The sequence below is a fragment of the uncultured Nostoc sp. genome, from assembly GCF_964247315.1.
Taxonomy (GTDB): Bacteria; Cyanobacteriota; Cyanobacteriia; order Cyanobacteriales; family Nostocaceae; genus Nostoc.
The window spans coordinates 1-21448 of the sequence record NZ_CAXTTT010000088.1 but is presented as its reverse complement, the minus strand read 5'-3'; the positions used below and the strand labels follow the sequence as shown (position 1 = coordinate 21448).

Sequence of the window (21448 nt, the reverse complement as noted above, 5' to 3'; positions counted from 1 at the left end):
AGTTAACACAGCTTGTTCTGTAGCAACGCACCATCAAAGTCTATTTGGTCTGTTTATAACCTCTTACTCTACTCGTTGCAACTGCGCTACTCTGGGGTCAACAATTTTTTGTCCTAAACTAGCAAATTTAATAGCTACAGACATCTTACTACCCGTTCCGAAGACATGAGTGATTTCACCAAGTCCAAAAGTTTTGTGTAATACTTGATCGCCTACTTGCCAATTCTGCTTTGTATCTTGTTTTCCATTCGGAGTAGAGGCACTTTTAGTATAAGTTTGACGACTCAGGCGTTGAGTAGTTAATAATTCTTCTGGTAATTCGTCAAGAAATTGCGATCGCACAGCAGGTTCACGAGAACCATACAAACGGCGTTCACGGGCGTGTGATAAATATAACCTTTCTTGAGCGCGAGTAATTCCTACATAACATAAGCGGCGTTCTTCTTCCAAAGATGCGGGATCGCTTAGGGAACGGTAGCCAGGAAATAGCCCTTGTTCTAATCCCACTAAAAATACTACAGGAAATTCTAAACCTTTGGAAGCGTGCAAAGTCATCAAAGAAACGGCTGTTTGCCCTTCTTTTAAGTTATCTAAATCGGAACTGAGAGCGGCACTACTCAGAAAGTCTCGTAGGGAAACCTCTTCGTTTTCTTCTTGAAATTGCAGTGCAGCGTTATAAAGTTCCTGGACGTTTTGTACCCGATCTGTAGCTTCATCTGTGCCTTGATTCATCAAGTCTTGAACGTAACCAGAATCTTCCAATATTCCTTGCAAAACCTCAGTTACCGGAAGCGTAGCGACTTGTCCTTGCCAACGGCTAATCATTTCGGCAAAGCTATTTACAGCTTTTGTCGCCCGTCCAGCTAATGTATTAACTGATGTTTCATCGCTGAGTATTTCCCACAAAGTTGTCCCTAATTGCTGAGAGGCATTTACCAAAGCATCAATTGTGGTTTTACCAATTCCCCGCCGGGGAGTATTAATAACTCGTAATAAACTGACTGTATCAGCTGGGTTATTTATCGCTCTTAAATAAGCAACGACATCTTTAATTTCTTTGCGATCGTAAAACTTCATTCCCCCCACAACTGTGTAAGGAATTTGATATTTCACCAACAACTCTTCAAAGGGACGAGATTGGGCGTTTGTCCGATAAAGTATGGCAAAACTACCCCAGTTCAATTCTGGATTTTGCTGTTCTAAAGAGCGAATTTGATTAATCACAAATGTCGCTTCTGCAAGTTCTTCATCGGCTTTGTGACAAGAAATTTGCTCACCCGGCCCCCGCGTCGCTTTCAGGACTTTATCAATCCGTTGGGTGTTATTTTCAATCAGTTCATTAGCAGCTTGCAGAATGTTTTCACAAGAACGATAATTTTCTTCCAGCTTAACCATCGTTCGGGTGTCATCATCTACCAAACCATCGCCAAAGTCTTCCTGAAATCCTAGCAAGATGGTGAAATCTGCCATCCGAAAGCTATAAATAGATTGGTCTGCATCACCGACAACGAAAACTGAGCGATTTTGCCATTCCCATTCGCTCTTTCTGGTTTCGCCATTAGTTACTAATAAATGAATAAGTTGATACTGAGTCCGGTTAGTATCTTGATATTCATCTACGAGAATATGGCGAAACTTGCGATGCCAGTAACCCAATACTTGCTCATTTTGTTGAAATAATCTCGTAGGTACGAGAATTAGATCGTCAAAGTCGAGAGCGTTGTTTTGTGCTAATTTATCTTGATATAAATTGTAAACTTGGGCAATTACTCGTCCGCGATAATTGGGTTGATCTCGCTCAAATTCTTGGGGTGATAAACCTTGGTTTTTAGCGTTACTAATAGCGTAACGAACAGAGCGGGCGTCAAACTTCTTATCGTCTAAATTTAGCTCTTTATTAACGATTTCTTTGATTAGACTTATAACATCTGATTCATCAAAAATAGAGAAATTGCGATTCCACTTGCGTCCTTTTTCGTCTACGTATTTTTCAATATCAAAGCGGAGAATGCGAGAAAATAGACTGTGGAAAGTGCCACACCATAAGTCTTTGATCGTGTCTTTGTAAACTTGCGATCGCAATTGCGTTTGTTGGTATTCTGTCAACAAATCAAAACGCTTACCGTGTTGTTTCATTGCCAGTTGTTCCGCAAACAGACGTTGAATACGGTCTTTCATCTCTCGTGCGGCTTTGTTGGTAAAAGTAACCGCCAGGATATTTTCTGGATCAACGCGGTGTTTCAAAATCAAATTCGCAATCCGATAAGTCAGCGCTCGTGTTTTACCGGAACCTGCGCCAGCAACAACTAGCAACGGGCCGCAGTAATGTTCGACAGCTTGACGTTGGCTGGGGTTAAGGTGACTGAGAAAGTCGATAGTTGTTGTCATGGATGTGAAAAAGCGATGTCTACGACGGGCTATTCGGCGTCGCCTGGCGTCACATCAATAGAGAGTTGCTATTGCCCAGGTTACAATATCCTAACGAAACTTGGTCAACAAAGATTGGCAATATTCTTAACCAGAATGTTACTCATAAGCTAAGACCTTACGAGCTTCGCCATCAAAAGTATCAAGCATTCGATCGCGCCAGCTAAAAATGGGATCGTCTGCTAGAAGTAAGGGAAATGGGCTAACGCTACGCGCCCACTGAAAAGAGCTAAACACCACATAATCTGCCCAAGCTGGTGTTTGTCCAGCTAGGAAGCTTTGGTGCTGGAGAGTTCGACGCAGTGGGGTTAAGCTATTACGAAAGGTGACAACTCGTTGTTCCCGATCGGCAGAGATTACCTCCAATGTTGCACCAAAAACCTTTTCGCGTGTTTGGCGAAAATAGTCTTTGTCCTTTTCGTGTAGGTGCGAATAAATATCTGTCATAATTAATCGCACGATTTCAGGATTGAGTATTGCTTCTACCCAATCAGTAGTAAATCTGGATAACGATTTTCCAACTTCTCCACCAAATAGTGATGGGTACTTAGGGTAATTCTCCTCCAGATACTGAGCGATCGCCCAGGAATCGTAAACAACTTGTTGCTCGCGATCAACTATTACTGGCACCTTACCCTGTCCTGAGAAGGCAATAGTTTCTTTTTCAGTAAAACGCCAAGGTACAGTTTCAAAGGGCAATCCCTTATGGAGTAGAGCCAGCCGCACGCGCCAGCAGTTAGGACTAAAACGGCGATCGTCCTCAGCCCCTGCTAAATCGTACAGCTTAATCTTTGTTGATTGCATGATTGATTGTATTCCTGAAAATTTTATACTGTCCTGACGATTCAGCCTAGATTATTGCTAATCGAGCACAATTTGAGCAAGCATTATCTTTACAAGATTTACGCCAAAAATTTCCAAAACTACAGAATTTGTGTCAAGGCAATTCATAAATTGCCCATACAATACGTTAATTTTTTATACGCTATATAGGTCGATCGTCAGTTCTTCTGACACTTTCTGTCGTAAGATCAGCGACGGGGAATCCAACATCAAAAAATGCTGGACAAACTCTAACTTTTTCTGCGATCGTCGCTGTTTAATACCTAACCAATAAGTATTGTCACCAATAGGATTATTCACTCCTTGCGTACCCAATTGACATAGGGTAGCAATACACGATACATCATGATTCAACCGTTAAATTTTGAAAGATGAAAAATTTCTTTAATTTCAGGTTTAACCAATACAAGGAAGGGTGGATATGGATATCAGCTTAATTGTATCCAACATTTTAAATCCGCCAATCCTGTTTTTCTTTTTAGGCATGACTGCTGTTTTTGTCAAGTCTGATCTAGAAATTCCCGCACCAATGCCCAAACTCTTTTCGTTGTATCTGCTGCTTGCGATTGGTTTTAAAGGAGGGGTAGAACTAATCAAAAGTGGCATCACTCAGGAAGTAATTCTAACACTCGCGGCAGCAATGATGATGGCTTGCCTTGTTCCAATTTACACCTTTTTTATCCTGAAATTGAAATTGGATACTTACGATGCGGCCGCGATCGCTGCAACTTATGGCTCTATCAGTGCCGTCACCTTCATCACGGCTAGCGCTTTTTTAACTGAGCTTGGCATTACTTTTGATGGTTACATGGTAGCAGCCCTTGCCCTGATGGAATCTCCAGCTATTATAGTTGGTCTAATTTTGGTAAATATATTCACCGCCGATGGAAAGCGGGACTTTTCGTGGCCGGAAGTTTTGCAAGAAGCATTTCTTAATAGTTCAGTTTTTCTATTAGTCGGTAGTCTATTAATAGGTGTCTTGACAGGAGAACGCGGTTGGCACGTATTAGAACCCTTTACTCAAGGGTTATTTTATGGTGTTCTCACCTTCTTTTTACTGGACATGGGATTGGTCGCTGCAAGAAGAATTAAAGACTTGCAAAAAACCGGAGTTTTCTTGATCTTATTTGCCATACTAATTCCAATACTCAATGCAGGCATTGGGTTGGTGATCGCCAAATTGATCGGTATGCCTCGCGGAGATTCGCTCTTATTCGCTGTATTGTGTGCCAGTGCTTCTTACATCGCTGTCCCAGCGGCTATGCGGATGACTGTTCCAGAAGCAAATCCCAGCCTGTATGTTTCGACCGCTTTAGCGGTGACATTTCCGTTCAATATTATTGTGGGAATTCCGTTATATCTCTACGGAATTAACCTATTTTGGAGGTAAGAATATGCACATAGTTAAAAAGATAGAAATTATCGCCAACTCCTTTGAGCTTGCCAAAATTTTAGATAATTTAGACAAGTCTGGTGTACATAACCATGCCGTAATCCGAAATGTTGCTGGTAAAGGATTACGAGGAACGACAGAAGATTTAGACATGACCATGCTTGATAATGTTTATATCCTCGCGTTTTGTATGCCAGAAGAACTCAAGCCTGTTGTCGAAAATATCAAACCACTCCTTAATAAATTCGGTGGTACTTGCTACGTTTCCGATGTGATGGAGATTCGCTCTGTCAGATGTGTTGCGTCGATGTAAGAGAGTGATAAATTCAATGAAGCATTTCATGGAACGTCGTGATTTTTTGAAGTTAGGAATGACTGGGGCGTTTGGGATGATGCTATCTGCTAGCGATTTACTCTGGCAGGTAGAACAGGCTAAAGCTACCGAAATCCCCTCAACTTCCCCTGAATCCCTCAGTCCCGATGCAGCCTTACAAAAGCTGATAGAGGGAAATCAGCGATTTATTCAGCATCATCCCCAATACCCCGATCAATCTGCGCTGCGGTTGCAGGAAGTTGCTCAAGCTCAACATCCATTTGCAACTATTCTTAGTTGTGCGGATTCACGAGTACCCGCAGAAATTGTTTTCGATCAAGGCATTGGGGACATTTTTGATGTTCGGATTGCCGGAAATATTGCTACACATGAAGCGATCGGTAGTATTGAATATGCGGTTGTCTTGTTAGCCTCTCCGCTATTGATGGTGATGGGGCATGAACGTTGCGGGGCTGTAACCGCAGCTGTACAAAACGAATCGTTACTCGGTGATATTAGTACTTTTGTGAAGGCAATTAAGCCAGCAGTGGAAAAGGTCAAGAGTCAGCTGGGTGACGCGGTTGAAAATGCCGTGGTTGCAAATGTGCAATATCAAATCGAACGATTGAAGCGATCGCAACTTTTAACTAAGCAGGTGGAGTCAGGCAAATTGAAAATTGTCGGGGGTCGTTACGACTTGGATACAGGTAGGGTGACTATTATTACTTAATTCGCCATCTAAAGTTCTGAGTGGGGAATCTCACTTCTTTACTCAGAACGTGCTAAACGCCCCGCTATAGCCAACAGAACTGTTTTCCCCAATACCCAATGCCCTCACTCCTTTAACATTTTTGAAGGGTTTAAGTCCCTCGCTTCTAACAAGCGACAAGTTTTGTACTGGGATTAAAATCCCCATTATAAAGCTTAATTACGAATTACGAGTTATTTAATCCTGCACAGTCATTGGCAGACGAATAGTGAAAGTAGAGCCAATTCCTGGTTGACTTTTGACAATAATTTCACCACCCATCATCTGGCAAAAGTGGCGGCTAATTGCCAACCCCAGTCCCGTACCTCCATACTTTTTCGTAGTTGAAGTATCACCTTGTGTAAAAGGTTGAAATAACTGCTGCTGTTGACGGTTAGACATACCGATACCTGTGTCGGTAACGGTGAAAATAATGCTGCCCAAAGGAGCCTCCGGTCGAAATTCATCCTTTTCTCTGTTGACTGTCAGCATCACCTTGCCGTTTGTAGTAAATTTACTGGCGTTGCTGAGTAAGTTTAACAACACCTGCCGCATCCTAGTTTGATCGGCGTACATGGTGCCAAGTTGCTCATCAAAATTTACTTCTAAAACATTGGCATTTTTTTCTATAGCTGGTTTGACTGTGAGGACAACGTTATGAATCAGCGTTGCAATCTCAAATGTCTCAGGATATAGGGTCATTTTCCCCGCTTCAATTTTTGACAAGTCGAGGATTTCGTTAATCAAGTGCAGTAGATGCTTACCAGCAGCGTTAATTGTTTCTAAATCTGTGATGAAATCTGCCGATAAACCAAGATCGGTAGCGTCGTCTTCTAGTAGTTGGCTTAAGCCAATGACAGCATTTAATGGTGTGCGTAATTCGTGGCTGACATTGGCCAAAAATACGCTTTTTGCTTTGCTAGCAGCTTCGGCTAATTCTTTAGCTTGTTGTAGTTCTTTTGTTCGCTCAGATACTCGCTCAATTAGACGATTTAGAGATTTGGCGAGTAGGCCAATTTCATCTTCAGTGGTGACGGGCGCTCGTAAGTCGAAATTATGTTTCCTTGCAACTTGTTCAGCTACTTGGGTGACAGTGATGACTGGTTCAGCGATCGCCCGACTAGTACGCCAAGCGACAATAGCTGCGATCGCTACCGAAACCAGCATACTCACGATCACGATGAATCGCTCAACTATTCTTGCCTGCTCAACGGCTTTTTGCCTTTCTTGCTCCTGATCTTCAGCAGTTTGCAGGATGTTAGTCAAGCTTTGAGAAAGCTGGTCTAGCCGCATGGCTGTTTCACCACGCATTATTGTTAATAACTGCGATCGGGCAGAGGAAATCTGTTGAGGCTGTACTTTTTGAGAGTCAATTTTCTTTAAGACGACCTCGATTTGGTCAACGTAAGCTTTTAAATTAGTCTTATAATCTATTAATAAAGTCTGTAAAGTCGAACTTGTTGCTGCTAGTCTTTTAGGTTTACTATCGATAAATCCGCCAATTTTTGACTCTAGTTGCTTGGCTTTTTCAACATTCTTCAGAAAATCAGCTTTTTTACTTTGCAGTTGTTGTGAATTTTCTAATACAGCAACTAGGTTAGAACTATGTAATTGCGCCCCTACTACTGCATCTTTATAATTACTCAGTAGTTGTCCTTGTTCATAAGCTTGATTGAATTGTCTAACTTCCCTTCCCCGGTAGTAATTAGCAATCACTAACCCAGTCAGTGAGCCAAAAAAGCCAATTCCGATCGCTACAAAGTACCCATAGCCAATTTTTTGATGGATACGCCAAGAACTAGCTTTGAGTTTCCCTCGCGAAGGAAATTCTATAGTTGGGAGTTCGTCTGTCGATGGCTCTTCGGCTGACACTTTTTTGCTTTCTGAACTGCTGTAGATAGGGGTTGGCTTTTGAGGAAGGCATTTCTCAAACCTCCTTGCCTTCCCGCAAAAATAATCAAATTAGTCTAGATTGTCAAAATACCTTAATTTAGTCATTAACATCTACATTATCTTCTTTTATCGCAAGAGCAAATCATTGCTTGCTAGATAATTAGCATCACCTTAGCTTATATAAGTAAATTTTATAATAAACAACTAAGTATAATTACTAGATTTAACAGAATTCACTTTTTTTTAGGAGCAACGATATAGTTTTCTGCACTAAAGACGCGCCTGAGAGCGTCTTCTCTTTACCACACTACTTTCTTCAATATGCGGTTGATAGCAAGCAATGAGTTCTTGCGATCGCCGACGCCACTACTCTACCTTACTGCTTCTCTATAAAATTAATACAATCAGGAAAAAAACAAAAGGTTTGATACTTGTTGGGGATGGGGCATGGGGCAAAACAGTTCCAAATTCCGAGTTCCCAGTCCTGAGTAAAGAAGCGAGATTTCCAACTCAGCACGGGCTAAACCATAGCTATCCGCTAACAGCACTCATGACTCAGCACTCAAAAGGCAGCATTGATTATTTCTCCCTCATTTCAGGCGTACATATCATAAATCAGGTTAAAAGTCTAGTCAATATTAACACACAAAAATTTTTATTACGTATTAAAATCAATACGAATACCTTAATTGACGAACGCGGCTTAAGATAGCTTTAATATCAGATAAAATCGGCTTCTAGGCTTATATAAATTAGAGGTAGACTGATTTTTGCATGATTTGTACTTAATATTTAGTACGATTATGAGCAAATGACATGGAATGGGATAATCACAACCTGAGGATCCCAGTTGATTTCAAAAATAGAACTCAGGAAGTTGATTATAATATATTCTGCTGCCTTCTGAGTTTTATCCTCCTACTGACTGTCTACCTTGTAGTTGATGCAGTAGATAGTACGGGTCAATTATGGTTATAGGACACTAAAACCCTTTTGTGCCCTTCACTTAATTAAACTGATGCACAAGTGCATTAACTAATCAATAACCCTTTGGTTGTAATTATCCAGATTAGAAAAACTCAACTGTCAAATTTCTAGGAGTGAAAATGCCAGAACAAGAATTTACCGAAACCGCATCCAAAGATACTACAGTGGCAGAGATTAACAGCCAAACGGGAACCATCACTAAACTCCAGCCTCCAGCACAGTCTCAAGACGAATGGCTAAAATACGGGGAGCAAATTTCTACCTTTTTAGCAACATTACCAGATTATCTGGGAAGCTTCTTTAATCAATATAAGCAACCCCTGGTAACAGTTGGTTTAATTGTAGGATCGATTGTTGGGGTTAAAGTACTCTTGGCAATATTAGATGCTTTGAATGATATCCCCTTGGTAGCACCTACTTTTGAGTTGATCGGTATTGGTTACTCTGCCTGGTTTATTTACCGCTATTTACTCAAAGCCTCAACCAGGAAAGAGTTAACTAGTGAAATCACCACTCTTAAATCACAAGTTGTCGGTAAACAAATTCCAGAAGCTTAATATCTAAAAGCTCAGGGCATCGTGCTACGCGTAGCTTGCTCTGTGTAGAAGTACGCTTTAATTCCAAATCCCTGAAGTCTGGACGCCGGAATTCGGCGTTCAGACTTCTCTCAAAGTTACTTACAAGTTCATTAACATTTCGTATAGAACTCGCTCCTTCTGACCCTTCGTTGAATTACGAATTACGTTAGCGTAGCGGTAGCGAGTCCGCGTACTCTTTCAGAGAAGTAAGCTACACTTTTAGCGTCTGTCTTCGACACGCTGCGCGAACATGAGCGTCATTAATAATTATTATTGAAGCGAACCTGCGGTGGGCAATTTCACTTTTGGGTTCGGTTTTGGAGTCTGGGGAAGTTCTGGAGATATTTTGGGCAATGCCTGCGGTGGGGTAGGCCTACGCACTATATTAGGAGATGTAATTGCCGCCAGTTTGCCCCGTTTGACTAAAGCTTGATGAATCATCGCCGCCACTTGTGCCCGACTAGCTACTTTGTTGGGATCGAGGACTTGGGGATTTGGATAGTTAACTACCAAACCATTGGTTGTAGCAGCGGCTATTTTGCCGATAGCATAAGGTGGAATATCTTTAGCATCTTTATAGACACTGATAATCTGATTTGGGGAAGTGGGTGCTTTCAAATTCAATCCACTAACAAGGGCAACTAAAACTTGCACTCGTGAAATATTTTGTTGTGGTTTGAAGGTTTTTTTCGGGTAGCCTTTGAGAAATCCGGCACTGATGGCTTGGTCAATTGCTGGACTTGCCCAGAATTTTGTTGGTACATCTTGAAATGCGATCGCAGTCTTAGACGGTTCTTGGTCAAAAGCTTTTTCTAGTATGGCAGCAAATTCGGCGCGGTTTACAGGCTGATTTGGTCTAAAAGAATAATCAGGAAACCCTTTGAGAATCCCACGGGCAGAAAGAACGTCTATAAAACGCCGACTCCAAAAGTTATTGGGCACATCGTTAAATGCAATTGGCGGCGGAATGATTGATTTTGGTTTTGCCGGAGTTACTAAAGGCAACGCTGATGATTTAATTGATGACTCAAGTTGTGTGGGAGAGGATACAGGTGTTTGTGTTTGTGGGGATTGAGTTGGGATTACCAGAATAGATGGTAACATTGCGCGGTAAGGAGTTGCGCCGTTAGTTGGGAACGAACGTGTTGTGGGTTCAACAACAGCTTCAGGTAGAGAAGAGGGCAAAACGTTGTTGGGGACTGTATAAGGTTTTACCTTGGCAGTAGGAGAGGGCAATACTGGATTTGGTCGAACACTAGGAGATGGAGTGGAAGAAGGCAACAGCAGCCCGTTTAAGTTCCAACTAGAATCCCTGCGAGACAATGACCAAAAAAGAATCGATCCGATAGTGGCGAAGGCAACCAGAATGGCTATAAATTCATCAAAGCCAAGGGCAGTTTTTTGAGATGACTCCGGTTCGGAAGGAGGTCTATTTGTCATCGTGATTACCCTGCTAGCAGTAAAAATTTGTGTCTAAACAAATTAAGCCACAGATGACTCTTTTACACCAGCCCTTTTTTAATTCGTAATTCGTAATTCGTAATTTGTAGTACGATATTAAGTTTCTGGTTCAACGCCGAGCGATCGCAATTGGGCAGCTAGGCGATCGGCTCTTTGGGATTCCTGTTCGGCTCTTCGGGATTCCTGTTCGGCTCTTTCATCGCCATTCAACAACAAATTACCTTGTAAATCCCACCAACGCAGCCAGGGTAATTCCACATTCTGATAAACTCCTAGCCATAAACCTAATTCAACACCCAAAGAAACTATAGGATAATGTCCTCGGTCATTTGCTGGTAAAACCTGATACTGTCCTTCAATTAGATGATAAACTTCTAGGCTGGCTTTACTCGCTTCATAAATGCCGTAGAAGGCAGGACGAATGACTTGCTCATAAATCCAAAATTTACCCTTCAAAGGAGTTTTATCCCGTTCTTCACTACCGTCCCCAGAGACAAATTCTAAGACAATCAACGGGGCAATAAACTCTCTCCACAACACATAAGAACGTCGCGTTTGTCCATTGAGCAAAAACGGTACATTCGGTACATAAAACCAATCTGGTGCTTCTGCGCCTTTTTCAGGGGGATCGGTCAAGCGCCAGTAAATGCCTAAGTCCTGCCCTATACAGTATTCACCTTCAGGATTTAATTGCTTGAGGACGGGTGTAATTGAGTCAGTTAGTAGAATGCTTTGGGGATGCTCTTGCCAGTTTTTCACAAAAGTACCATCGGACTCAGGAAGCTGGGTATGATCGGGGAAGGGGAAAGGAGTGAGAGCATCGGGTGGATTGGTTACAGAGGTCATAACACTACCTTTGCACTCTTGGTAAAGGTTATTTTTAGTTTAGCTTGCGATCGCTTTCTCAATATTCTCCACCTAGATTATAAATTGCACGCCAATTACTTCCAGTCGCCTGAGAAAGATTTTTAGCTTGATAGACCACTAGTTTTATTAGATACCTAAACTAAAACCGGATTTTGAGGGTGGCAGAATGTAAAATATTAACTTATTCTTTACCTGTCTTTGAAAAAAATCAGGGTGTCTAGTGCCAGAAGAATTTAGTTGCCAAATCTCACCACCATTTTTGTCTGAGGGTAGCGATCGCGATCTTAGTTTAGATTCAACCCTCCAAGAACTACCAATGTATAACTTCTCGGTGGAAATCAGCCACACTGGTATGGAAGTGGCTAGTTTTTTGGAGAAATACCCCTTGCTACCAGGAGTAATTTTGGTAGAAGAGGGACAGTTCATTGGGATGATTTCGCGGCGGCGACTACTGGAATTTTTGATTCGTCCATTCGGACAAGAGTTATTTGTTCAGCAACCATTAGCTGTTCTCTACAGCTACGTGCGGACACCGATGTTGCTAGTTGCTGATACAACATCGATTTTAACAACAATGCAACTTAGCTTAAAGCGATCGCCAGAATTATTAGCAGAACCAATTGTCATACAAACGGAATCTGGCGCTTATAGATTGTTAGATGTCCAAGAATTAAATATTATTTCTTGGCAAATTCGGGGAATCGACAATTTGATCCGGTACGAACGCAGTCAAGCCCAAATGATTCAAAATGATAAGATGGCAAACTTGGGGCGTTTGGTAGACGGCGTAGCCCACGAAATTTTAGACCCAGTGGGTTTTATTTGGGGTAATATAATTTATGTTTCAAACTACAGTCAAGATTTACTTAAACTCATAGCGGCTTACGAGCAAGAGTTATCATCAGTTTCTCCGGCAATTAATCAGATTAAAGAAGAAATTGAATTTGATTTTTTAGAAAAAGATTTGTCGCGATCGCTTGCTAGTATTCGGACGGGAGCGGAAAGATTAAAAAAACTCGTTACTAGCTTGCAAAACTTCTGTCATATTGATGAACTTTATCCCAAACCAGTAGACTTACACGCTTGTATAGATAGTATAATTTTACTAATTAATAGCCGTCTTCAAGGAGAAATTGAAATCGTCAAATACTATGGTCAACTACCCCCACTTTATTGCTTTATGGGGCAATTAAACCAGGTTTTGATGAATATTTTAAGCGAAGTTGTGGATACTTTACTCAATGAAGCAGTGCGACAACAGTTAAATTTAGAAGAGACAAAGACTGTTCAAAAACTCCGAATTGAGATTAACACAGAAGTTATATCACAAGAAGCAAGTAACCCAGATGCACCAGATTCTCGCTGGGTTTTAATTCGCATTGCTGACAATGGCTCTGGAATGTCTGAAGAATTACAACAGCAAATTATGGAGTCTTTTTCTCTGGAAACAAAGAATGGGAAAAATACTGGTTTAGCAGTAAGTTATCGAATTATCACTGTGAGACATGGTGGTAAATTGAATTTTCATTCACAAATTGGTATAGGTACAAAATTTGAAATATTGTTACCTTTGGTGTAATAAGATGCAGCAGAATTCAGAATTCAGGAGTAAAACACGCTTTATACCTGGGTAACAGACAAATCTTTGTGTACCTCACCAAGTTGTAATCTGCTGTATAGGACTCATATCTAATTTTTGAACAAGATTTCAGATAAAACCCTGAAAAAACGAGCTTTTCAGTCTCAGTATGTTTTCAGAAATCAAATCGGAGTCCTATACGTCGATATATAGCTCCAGTAGATTTATGGTTTGGATTTAAGAAAACACGATACTTGAGTACAGGAAACCGTTGCTTAAATAATTCAAAGAGTTCAAAGAATACATCACATGCTTTTGCTTCGTCTCCAACTTCTCGGAGAATGATATTTTTCCATCCTGCTGTTGATTCGTACCATTTATAATATCGAGCTACCCAGTCGTTGAACTGTGTAAAAGGAGGTATCTCTTCTCCATAAAAGATCCCATTTTCGCCCAGAGCAAAAGAATAGCCACCAATAAAGCCTCCTAACGCAGTTAAGGAACGCTGTCCTAAATACATTGCTGGTCTAGGTCTAATTATTTCTAAAATCTCATAAAGATTTTTCATTTATACTGCCTACTTAGAAGCTAATATACTTGATTTTAGTGATATTTTACCCTGCAATATACTCTCAGCCCCACCCTTAAAAAGCAGGGCTGTTTTATTCCCTCACCTGAGTTGTTTATTATTAAAATATCGTTTTTAGCAAACTTTCGCCACTTTGATAAATCTCCCGCGCGTAATCAGTCCAAGCGCCTTGTCCCCAATAACGAAAACAACTAGTTTGCAGCAAAAGGTTATGTAGAAGAACGTTACGGTATTGAGATTGTCTAGTAAACGGTTCTGCTGAGTCAGTTTGCAGTAATGGGTCAATTTTTTGATGAAATAAACTGCTTAATTGATACATGGGAGACAACACATTTTCATATCCTTTTACCCAACTGATATGATTTGTCCATGAGGCTCCATCCAGATGAAAATTAGAGTTTGTTTGCTTTAATTCTTGAATGGCATTCTCTACAGCTTGCGGTTGAATATTATCTGGTGAAACTCGCTCCCAAATTTGATGTTGTCCTATTGGCTGACAAGTTGGATAATCTTCAGGTTTGCATCCAGCAGCTTCGATTAATTCTAAATATTCTGTACCACACATCCCAACTACACCTGATTTTCCTCCCCCATTATTTACCATATCCCACCAAGCTTGTTTAAAAGCGCTAGGAAATTCATTCATCATTACGCCGCCATTTTCACCATCACCAATTTGGCTAACTATTGGTGATACAAATACACTGCCAATTTGTTGTTTAGATAATGTTTTAGCTTCGTAATAAGGCTGCATCTGAGCAACTAATTTCGTATCGGAACCTTGGGTTTTAATTAAAGCTGTGATGCTAATTGTTTCGCCTTGAGAATTCCGGGCAATTAGACGATGTGGTAAATGTTTATGAGTGAGAGATTGACCAGTAAGAGTTTCTACAGAATGTTCTTGAACCAGTAGCCAGCGATATCCACATTCTTTCAGCGCTTTCACAAATTCAAAGAGAGCATCAGGGTGATTTGGTAGGTGCATTTCTGGGGGCGAAAATCCTTTGACTCGCGCTAGTGCTTCCCAGCCAAAAATTGCGGCAAAGTGATGTTGCCATGCAACTATCTGTAATTTAATATCTGCTATGGGTGTGGAAGGAATAACTGCATGGCTCCACATTGTACCCAGCCACTCTACATAAGGTTGGTAGGTGCGATCGCAAGTGATGCGTTTAAGATTATCAAGAACATCATCACGTCCCATTTGCCGCAGTCCCCACAGAAGATTACCAGAGTAATCCAACATCACACGGGGATTGCAACCTTGATTTACAAGTTCGGGGATCATGTCACCCATGCGGCTGTAACAATAGGCAAAGGGATCTGCATTGTGGTTATCCCCTTCATGGGGATGTTCAAACATATATTGCAGATTGCTGATGAGTGTACCGCCATTCCCAGCTGGTATAGTTGGCTGGTGCATGTGTAAGGCGATCGCAAACACAGCATTTACGTTTTCTAAACGGATATTCGTTGTTGGTAAAAATACTGGTTGATCGTGGTTAACTACAGAGATAACCTCTGTTTCCCAACCAGAAATATTCGGCAAGCCATCAATGATTTCGGGCAAAGGAGTTAGGGTTGTGGGGAAGAAAAGCATTTCTGATTGCTCCGAAACAAGGTATGTCTAATTATGCGATCGCACAGCAATTTCTGATCTACAACTTTATCTATTGATGCAAACTGCGATCGCCTTATAGTCCCGCAATATCTGTGTAATTCAACAGTTTAGATATCCCACCTATATAAGAAATGTTGGAAAATATACAGCAATTCTATTTTATTTGTTGCCAGAGCCGTACAAATGTACGCCTTTACAGCCGATTCATTATGTTGCAAAGATTTTTAGAAATGGTATGATACAACTCGAAATTAACAAATTCAGATTTCATCTAAGTTTCTGGGTTTGAATCTGTTGTCTTCTTTTAGAAAATTGGTATAAGTCTTAACCAATTAAAAAGTTCTCAAACTTCTTTAATTAGCTAATCTTGCAACAAATAGACTTGTACGGAAATTTATAACTCAGTCTGTATAAGGATTTTAAAGGTTGACTATATGTCTTCATTCAACATAAAAATCATGATTTTGCACAATTTATTATGCTGTAAAATCCGCAAAAACTATACACAGTAAATATTAGGATTTATCAAGATAAAATTTTCTATTCTATCTTTACGCAAATTTAACTTGAGGAGGGGTCTAATGAAACTAAAACAATTTGGAATTACATTTTTGAGTGTTTGTATTGCTGCTTTTTCAGGAATAAAATCAGCAGAAGCGGCATCATTTTCGGTAATTGCCGACGATCTTAATAGTCCACGGGGTCTAACTTTTGGCCCTGACGGTAGCCTCTACGTCACGGAAGCAGGAACAGGCGGAAATGGAGCTTGTGTTCCTTCACCGAGTGCGGCAGGTCAATCTTTATGTTATGGCACAACTGGTGCAGTGACAAAGATTGGAAATGGTACACAAAAGCGTATACTTACAGGACTTCCTTCTTTGGCATTACCAGATGGTACTGATACTGCTGGGCCTCATGATATAAAATTTGATGCCAGTGGCAAGCCTTATATTGCAGTTGGGTATGCTTCTGATCCCACATTTCGAGCCACATTAGGTAACACTGATTTAGGAAAAATCATCACTGCTAATTTTAATACAAATTCCTGGACTAGTGTTGCTGATTTAGCTAATTATGAACTTGCAAATAATCCCGATCGAGGCGATCTAATTAGCAATCCCTTCTCTCTTCTTTTAGATGGAAATAAGATTGTTGCTGTTGATACTGGTGCTAATGAGTTACTCAGCGTAGGGACTGATGGAAGTAATTTAAAGGCGATCGCCACAATTCCCCGGCAGACATTAACTAATCCAATTTTCCCCTCTGGCGCATCGTCATCGCCATTTGAAATCCAAGCAGTACCCACAAATATCGTCAAAGGGCCAGATGGCGCTTATTACATTAGTCAATTAACTGGTTTTCCTTTTCCAGAAGGTGAAGCAAAAATCTACCGAGTTGGTGCTGATGGTCAACCAACAGTTTATACCGATGGCTTTACCCAACTTACTGACTTAGCTTTTGATAGTCAGGGTAATTTATATGCTTTGCAGTACGCTAATCAGTCACTCTGGAAAGGTAATGTAGATGGTTCTGTAATTAAAATAGCGAGCGATGGGACTCGCACAACTATTCTTAGTGACAATGGATTAGAGTCTCCTACTGCTTTGACTATTGGTGCTGATGATGCTATTTACGTGACAAACCGAGGCGATCGCCCAGGACAAGGGCAAGTTATTAAAATAGAGAATTCCAAATCTGTTCCTGAATCTACTTCTACTTTCAGCTTATTAGCATTTCTTGGCACTGTGAGCGTTACTTTTTTGCACAAGGGTAAAGCCAAAGGACTGAAGATTTCGGACAAGTTTGTTCAGGAGTGCTGAGTCACCAAAACAGTGCTGAGTGCCGAGTAACTCGGCTTAGAGTAAAAAGTAAAATTAATTGCACTCAGCATATAGGGGAGTCGTGCCCCTAAAAGCAAAGATAGGAATGCCTGCGGGGGGCTGTGCTTAGGATATGTCCTTGTTTCAATCCCCTAGTTTTAACTATGGGGTACTACTGGGCACTCAGCACTCAGCACTCAGCACTACTGAAGCGATCACTCTCGGCGTCTCGCCTTCTCTACGAGACGCTACGCGAAGGGGTAAGTTTTTCAATCAGCTGTTGTCTTCTTGGTGCTGGTGGTGTTGCTATTCGTAAAATTAGCTCTAACAACCAAGGGGCAAGGCGTTGACACAACACGGCTAAATGACTTTGCCATCCGACTAAGATTTCTGATGAATCAGTCTGCATTCCGGTGACGAGTGCTTTAGCCACTTGCTGGGGAGTCATGGGGATCACCCAGCGAAATAATTTTAAGTCGCGCACCATGTCTGTGTCTGTCAGGGAAGGCAGTAATGCAATGACGCGGATATTGTGTTCAGCTAGTTCTTGGCGCAAGGCTTGGGTAAATCCTAAGATGGCAAACTTGGTTGCTGAGTATGTCGCCATCGTTGGTGCAGCCACTTTCCCCATCAGGCTCGATACATTGACAATTGTCCCTTGTCTTTGGCTGGCCATGCGTCGAGCAATCAAACTAGTGAGGTTGTACATTCCTAACAAGTTCACAGAGAGTTCTTCTTGAACTTGAGGCATTTTAGATTGCAAAAACGAACTTTGATATGCGACTCCCGCACAATTAACTAGCAGGTGAATCTGTCCGTAATTGCGCCATAGTTGGGCAACAGCGATATTTACTTCTATTGTCTGCGTCAAATCTAAGGCCACGATCGCAGCTTCTGTACCCATAGCCTCGATTTCGTTGGCTACCTCCAATAACTTGCGGCGATCGCGTGCTATCAATATCATCCGTTTGATGCCTTGTTGCGCTAATTCGAGGGCGATCGCTCGTCCAATTCCACGCGAAGCCCCTGTAATTAAGGCAACTTTACCTTGAATCTCCATTGGTTTTATCCTCTAAAATTTAAGTCTTACCAAACTCTTCGTTATTGCCGATACACACAAGCAAGAGCTACTTGCTTGTCGGCACAAGGTAAGACAAATAATCAATCGCAATTGAAATCAAACTGAAACTAAGCCTTTAGCAACGAGATATTTCTTGGTTAATCTGCAATCCCTCATACTTGTCTATATGAGGCAGAAATTTCTCGTTTTGAACCCGTCAAAGCCTAACACACTTGGCTGAATGGGTATAGCTCATAGATTTTATTTCTCCTAGATCCGAGCGTTCATCAGCATCGCTGTCATACACACGTTAGCAATTAAATCAAGCTATTGCAATATTCTTTAATAAGGATTTCTTAATACTTCTTAATGACAAACATATATATACAAAAGATTTTATTAAATAAGTTTTTATGAATCCCTCAGTACAAATATCTCATTTTCCTGACAAATAGCCCTGTTTTAATAAATTGTGATATCTAATTCATCCTTTAGAAATAAAAAAGACATATAGCATTTTGGCTGATAGTTGCAATAGTTAGAACTTTCAGCTTACTGATATAATTGCAACAGTATATTTACTATTTTCTTGAAAAGAAAGATTGATGACTTTTATTGATTGAAAACAATCAAAAAGAGCTAGATCGTTGTCTGAAATTATCTGCCAAAACTTTAAGATAAATAGTAATTTGTTTAAGTTTAGCTTTGAGTTAATCAAAGTAATGCTTGAGACTTGCCTCGTCTATAGCAAACTTCAATTGTTCTCAAACAATAAGATCCCCGATTTCTCTAATAAATCGGGGATCTGAAGTGTAAGTCAATATGATTCCAAATTGATGATTCCGCCGAAAACTGCACTCAGTACATTTACGTAATTATTAATTATTACCCCACGGTTAAATCGACTTACTCACAGCAAGGATGGATATCAATACTGCTCGGTTAAAAATATTCGTAGGTTGGGTTGAGCGTAAGCGTTACCCAAGAAACCAAGCAAAATGCTGGGTTTCGTTCCTTAGCCCACAGGCATCGCACTTTTGATCTCAATGTCTGAGCCGTTCCCCCTTACCAAGGCTACCGTGTACACACAAGTAGAATTACCCCCCTTAATCCCCCCGATATATTGGGGGGAAACAGAAAAAATGTTGTTCCCTCCCCTTTATAAGGGGAGGGTTAGGGTGGGGTAAAACCGAGATTTATCAACTACTTGAGACTTGTGTATACACGGTAGCTTACCAAGGGGGGACTACAGGGGGGTTAAAACGATCTCAAATTCTCACGAATGATTTAGGACTGCTATATAAGCAACAGCTACCTCGAAGTCGTGTTGAAGTACTTGAAAGTCGTGTTGAGGTACTTGAAAGTCGTGTTGAAGTACTTGAAAGTCGTGTTGAGGTACTTCAAAATCGTGTTGAGGTACTTGAAAGTCGTGTTAAGGTACTTGAAAGTCGTGTTGAAGTACTCCGAAGTCGTGTTAGAGTACTTCAAACTTTGTCGCACCGCAATCTCTACAAACAAAGCGATGTCTACGACGGGCTACGCCTACGCTTGACTTTTAAAACAGTTGTTACACATTTCTATTTTTTAGGCAAAACCTACGCAGTATTGACACCACTCCCTATTCCCCGTCTAAGTTGTGGTCTAAATACCTAAAAAATGCTATAAAGTCTATCAGCTTAATTAAGGAGTTAAAAAATCTAAATGGTTTCCTGGTTGGGCACGCAAATCTTCCACAGTTCCCTGAATTTGTAATTTGCCTTGATTTAGTAGCACAATCCAATCAGCATGGGCGATTACTCTCGGACGGTGGCTAATCAGAATCGTAGTTTTGCTTTGGCGATGCAACAACAGTTGGTTCAAAACTTGAGCTTCACTAACTGGATCGAGTCCAGCTGTTGATTCATCTAAAATCAGGACTGGTGGATCGTTGATGATGGCTCTTGCTATAGCCAATCTTTGCCGTTGTCCACCAGAAATATTTGAGCCAAATTCACCTAATACAGTTTGATATTTTTCAGGTAATTTACTAATAAAATCGTCTGCCTCTGCAATTTTGCAAGCGTTGACAATTTGCTCAAAGGTGACGTGAGGAGAACCTAACCGAAAGTTTTCAACAATTGAGCGACTCCAAAAATGAGCTTCTTGGGGAACGAGGACTACTTGTTGTCGCAAACAATCAAGGGCAAGGTCTTGTAGATTATAAATACCAATGCGAATATTACCAGAATTAGGTGTATATAATCCTGCAATCAGTTTAGCAAAAGAACTTTTACCACAGCCAGATGTACCAATTAGAGCAATAACTTTACCGCCAGGAATCGTGAGAGAGAAATTTTCCAGTAACTCTAGCCTTCCAGGGTAGTGAAAGTTGAGATTTGTGCAAATAATATCAGCATCGCGACGAATTTTTGCAAAGGGTTTGTTAGTATCGCCTTGAGTTTCAAGTGTAGAGTCAATAACTTCTGTTAAGCGCTGCGTAGCAGTTTTTGCACGAGTGAATTCATCTATAAATCTGATGACAGTACCAAGGAAATCTATGCGTAAGTCTTGATAAATATGGCGATCTAAAAGCTTAACTTTGTTGTCAAAAATATATAATTTAATCACGTATTAATACTGAAAAATTCATTAAAAATGCCCAGAATTAAAGATAGAGTCAAGTTAACTAAACAATATTTTTTCTAAGAGCTGTACTGAAAAAATTATAAAACTCGAAACAGAGATTTTGGATTTAAAATACGTGTTATTACGTAAATTAGGCTTAATTTAAGTTAACTTAATACAATAATGATTTTAATAGGTCTAATTTCTTCTGATATAAAAACACTTCATTTTGCTCAATTATTTATTAAATAGAAAAAAGCTTTCATTAATATACAAATTGTTTGCAAATAAATAAATAAATAGTAAAAAGTTAGAGGATAATTGTAAAGATTTGGTATTTTCACTAAATAAAGTAAGTAAGTCGGCACAATAAAACTAAACTGTGTAAAGAAAAGTAAACAAGACTCAAACCTTCTCTCCTCCTGCTCCCTGCCTCCAGCAATAACTGCTTTATCTCAACGATAATTATTTACGCCGACCTGCTTAGTTCTTGTTTAACACTTTTTAATTACTCTCTACAGAGAAAAAACAATAGTACTTATTAGACAACACTTTCAGCCAAAAGAAATGGTTTTAGTCATAATGTTAGGAAATAAAGTTTCAAACTCAGCAGGACTTACGCAACTGGCACAGGCGATCGCGAAAATATAGTACATTTGTATGAT

General features: G+C 40.5%; 16 protein-coding genes and 1 pseudogene. 7 read left to right on the top strand and 10 right to left on the bottom strand.

Annotated features, from left to right (window positions below; all coding sequences use genetic code 11):
• Positions 1-63 precede the first annotated feature (63 nt).
• From pcrA to ACFE93_RS23645, 3 genes are all read right to left on the bottom strand, one after another.
• On the bottom strand, positions 64-2388 hold the full coding sequence (pcrA, locus tag ACFE93_RS23655) for a DNA helicase PcrA (protein WP_375476812.1): 2325 nt from the start codon (positions 2386-2388) through the stop codon (positions 64-66).
• Positions 2389-2526: 138 nt separating this feature from the next.
• The gene (locus tag ACFE93_RS23650) at positions 2527-3231 is read right to left on the bottom strand and encodes a glutathione S-transferase family protein (RefSeq protein ID WP_375476810.1); all 705 of its coding nucleotides are present in this window, start codon (positions 3229-3231) and stop codon (positions 2527-2529) included.
• Between the two features lie 174 nt (positions 3232-3405).
• Positions 3406-3570, bottom strand: coding sequence for a hypothetical protein (locus tag ACFE93_RS23645; protein ID WP_375476808.1), 165 nt, complete (start codon positions 3568-3570; stop codon positions 3406-3408).
• Positions 3571-3691: 121 nt separating this feature from the next.
• Here ACFE93_RS23645 and ACFE93_RS23640 point away from each other — a divergent pair, with 121 nt between their 5' ends.
• The 3 genes from ACFE93_RS23640 to ACFE93_RS23630 are packed head-to-tail and all read left to right on the top strand — an operon-like array spanning position 3692 to position 5706.
• The gene (locus ACFE93_RS23640) at positions 3692-4660 is read left to right on the top strand and encodes a sodium-dependent bicarbonate transport family permease (protein WP_375476806.1); all 969 of its coding nucleotides are present in this window, start codon (positions 3692-3694) and stop codon (positions 4658-4660) included.
• A gap of 4 nt (positions 4661-4664) precedes the next feature.
• Complete coding sequence (locus ACFE93_RS23635; RefSeq protein WP_104906343.1) at positions 4665-4976, top strand: P-II family nitrogen regulator; 312 nt, start codon at positions 4665-4667, stop codon at positions 4974-4976.
• Between the two features lie 28 nt (positions 4977-5004).
• Positions 5005-5706 carry a carbonic anhydrase gene (locus ACFE93_RS23630; protein WP_375476830.1) on the top strand — a complete coding sequence of 234 codons (702 nt, stop codon included), beginning with the start codon at positions 5005-5007 and terminating at the stop codon, positions 5704-5706.
• 216 nt (positions 5707-5922) lie between these two features.
• Here the strand turns inward: ACFE93_RS23630 and ACFE93_RS23625 are convergent, their stop codons facing one another.
• Positions 5923-7596 carry an ATP-binding protein gene (locus tag ACFE93_RS23625; protein WP_375476804.1) on the bottom strand — a complete coding sequence of 558 codons (1674 nt, stop codon included), beginning with the start codon at positions 7594-7596 and terminating at the stop codon, positions 5923-5925.
• Between the two features lie 361 nt (positions 7597-7957).
• On the opposite strand from ACFE93_RS23625, the gene ACFE93_RS23620 reads away from it, so the two are divergent.
• Both ACFE93_RS23620 and ACFE93_RS23615 read left to right on the top strand, forming a co-directional pair.
• Positions 7958-8329, top strand: a complete 372-nt coding sequence (locus tag ACFE93_RS23620; RefSeq protein WP_375476802.1) for a hypothetical protein — start codon at positions 7958-7960, stop codon at positions 8327-8329.
• Positions 8330-8723: 394 nt separating this feature from the next.
• Positions 8724-9161 (top strand): CAAD domain-containing protein, encoded by a 438-nt coding sequence (locus tag ACFE93_RS23615; RefSeq protein ID WP_375476800.1) that lies wholly within the window; start codon positions 8724-8726, stop codon positions 9159-9161.
• A gap of 291 nt (positions 9162-9452) precedes the next feature.
• Here the strand turns inward: ACFE93_RS23615 and ACFE93_RS23610 are convergent, their stop codons facing one another.
• Positions 9453-10622 carry an S-layer homology domain-containing protein gene (locus tag ACFE93_RS23610; protein WP_375476798.1) on the bottom strand — a complete coding sequence of 390 codons (1170 nt, stop codon included), beginning with the start codon at positions 10620-10622 and terminating at the stop codon, positions 9453-9455.
• A gap of 117 nt (positions 10623-10739) precedes the next feature.
• Positions 10740-11489, bottom strand: a complete 750-nt coding sequence (locus ACFE93_RS23605) for a Uma2 family endonuclease (RefSeq protein WP_375476796.1) — start codon at positions 11487-11489, stop codon at positions 10740-10742.
• A gap of 241 nt (positions 11490-11730) precedes the next feature.
• Here ACFE93_RS23605 and ACFE93_RS23600 point away from each other — a divergent pair, with 241 nt between their 5' ends.
• On the top strand, positions 11731-13089 hold the full coding sequence (locus ACFE93_RS23600) for a sensor histidine kinase (RefSeq protein ID WP_375476794.1): 1359 nt from the start codon (positions 11731-11733) through the stop codon (positions 13087-13089).
• 175 nt (positions 13090-13264) lie between these two features.
• On the opposite strand, the gene ACFE93_RS23595 is transcribed toward ACFE93_RS23600, so the two are convergent.
• Both ACFE93_RS23595 and ACFE93_RS23590 read right to left on the bottom strand, forming a co-directional pair.
• Positions 13265-13657, bottom strand: a complete 393-nt coding sequence (locus tag ACFE93_RS23595; RefSeq protein WP_375476792.1) for a hypothetical protein — start codon at positions 13655-13657, stop codon at positions 13265-13267.
• Between the two features lie 121 nt (positions 13658-13778).
• Positions 13779-15278, bottom strand: a complete 1500-nt coding sequence (locus ACFE93_RS23590; protein WP_375476791.1) for a glycosyl hydrolase family 57 — start codon at positions 15276-15278, stop codon at positions 13779-13781.
• A gap of 602 nt (positions 15279-15880) precedes the next feature.
• On the opposite strand from ACFE93_RS23590, the gene ACFE93_RS23585 reads away from it, so the two are divergent.
• On the top strand, positions 15881-17119 hold the full coding sequence (locus ACFE93_RS23585) for a ScyD/ScyE family protein (RefSeq protein ID WP_375476789.1): 1239 nt from the start codon (positions 15881-15883) through the stop codon (positions 17117-17119).
• A gap of 238 nt (positions 17120-17357) precedes the next feature.
• Here the strand turns inward: ACFE93_RS23585 and ACFE93_RS23580 are convergent, their stop codons facing one another.
• Together ACFE93_RS23580 and ACFE93_RS23575 are read right to left on the bottom strand one after the other, a co-directional pair.
• Positions 17358-18179, bottom strand: a complete 822-nt coding sequence (locus ACFE93_RS23580) for an SDR family NAD(P)-dependent oxidoreductase (RefSeq protein WP_375476787.1) — start codon at positions 18177-18179, stop codon at positions 17358-17360.
• A gap of 1680 nt (positions 18180-19859) precedes the next feature.
• Positions 19860-20708 (bottom strand): annotated as a pseudogene (locus tag ACFE93_RS23575) (ATP-binding cassette domain-containing protein); the annotation flags it as partial.
• Positions 20709-21448 lie beyond the last annotated feature (740 nt).

What these genes read in the sequence shown, in the direction of transcription:
- pcrA (WP_375476812.1), bottom strand. Translation starts at nt 2,388, where the DNA reads ATGACAACAACTATCGACTTTCTCAGTCACCTTAACCCCAGCCAACGT.
- ACFE93_RS23650 (WP_375476810.1), bottom strand. Translation starts at nt 3,231, where the DNA reads ATGCAATCAACAAAGATTAAGCTGTACGATTTAGCAGGGGCTGAGGAC.
- ACFE93_RS23640 (WP_375476806.1), top strand. Translation starts at nt 3,692, where the DNA reads ATGGATATCAGCTTAATTGTATCCAACATTTTAAATCCGCCAATCCTG.
- ACFE93_RS23635 (WP_104906343.1), top strand. Translation starts at nt 4,665, where the DNA reads ATGCACATAGTTAAAAAGATAGAAATTATCGCCAACTCCTTTGAGCTT.
- ACFE93_RS23630 (WP_375476830.1), top strand. Translation starts at nt 5,005, where the DNA reads ATGGAACGTCGTGATTTTTTGAAGTTAGGAATGACTGGGGCGTTTGGG.
- ACFE93_RS23620 (WP_375476802.1), top strand. Translation starts at nt 7,958, where the DNA reads ATGAGTTCTTGCGATCGCCGACGCCACTACTCTACCTTACTGCTTCTC.
- ACFE93_RS23615 (WP_375476800.1), top strand. Translation starts at nt 8,724, where the DNA reads ATGCCAGAACAAGAATTTACCGAAACCGCATCCAAAGATACTACAGTG.
- ACFE93_RS23610 (WP_375476798.1), bottom strand. Translation starts at nt 10,622, where the DNA reads ATGACAAATAGACCTCCTTCCGAACCGGAGTCATCTCAAAAAACTGCC.
- ACFE93_RS23605 (WP_375476796.1), bottom strand. Translation starts at nt 11,489, where the DNA reads ATGACCTCTGTAACCAATCCACCCGATGCTCTCACTCCTTTCCCCTTC.
- ACFE93_RS23595 (WP_375476792.1), bottom strand. Translation starts at nt 13,657, where the DNA reads ATGAAAAATCTTTATGAGATTTTAGAAATAATTAGACCTAGACCAGCA.
- ACFE93_RS23590 (WP_375476791.1), bottom strand. Translation starts at nt 15,278, where the DNA reads ATGCTTTTCTTCCCCACAACCCTAACTCCTTTGCCCGAAATCATTGAT.
- ACFE93_RS23585 (WP_375476789.1), top strand. Translation starts at nt 15,881, where the DNA reads ATGAAACTAAAACAATTTGGAATTACATTTTTGAGTGTTTGTATTGCT.
- ACFE93_RS23580 (WP_375476787.1), bottom strand. Translation starts at nt 18,179, where the DNA reads ATGGAGATTCAAGGTAAAGTTGCCTTAATTACAGGGGCTTCGCGTGGA.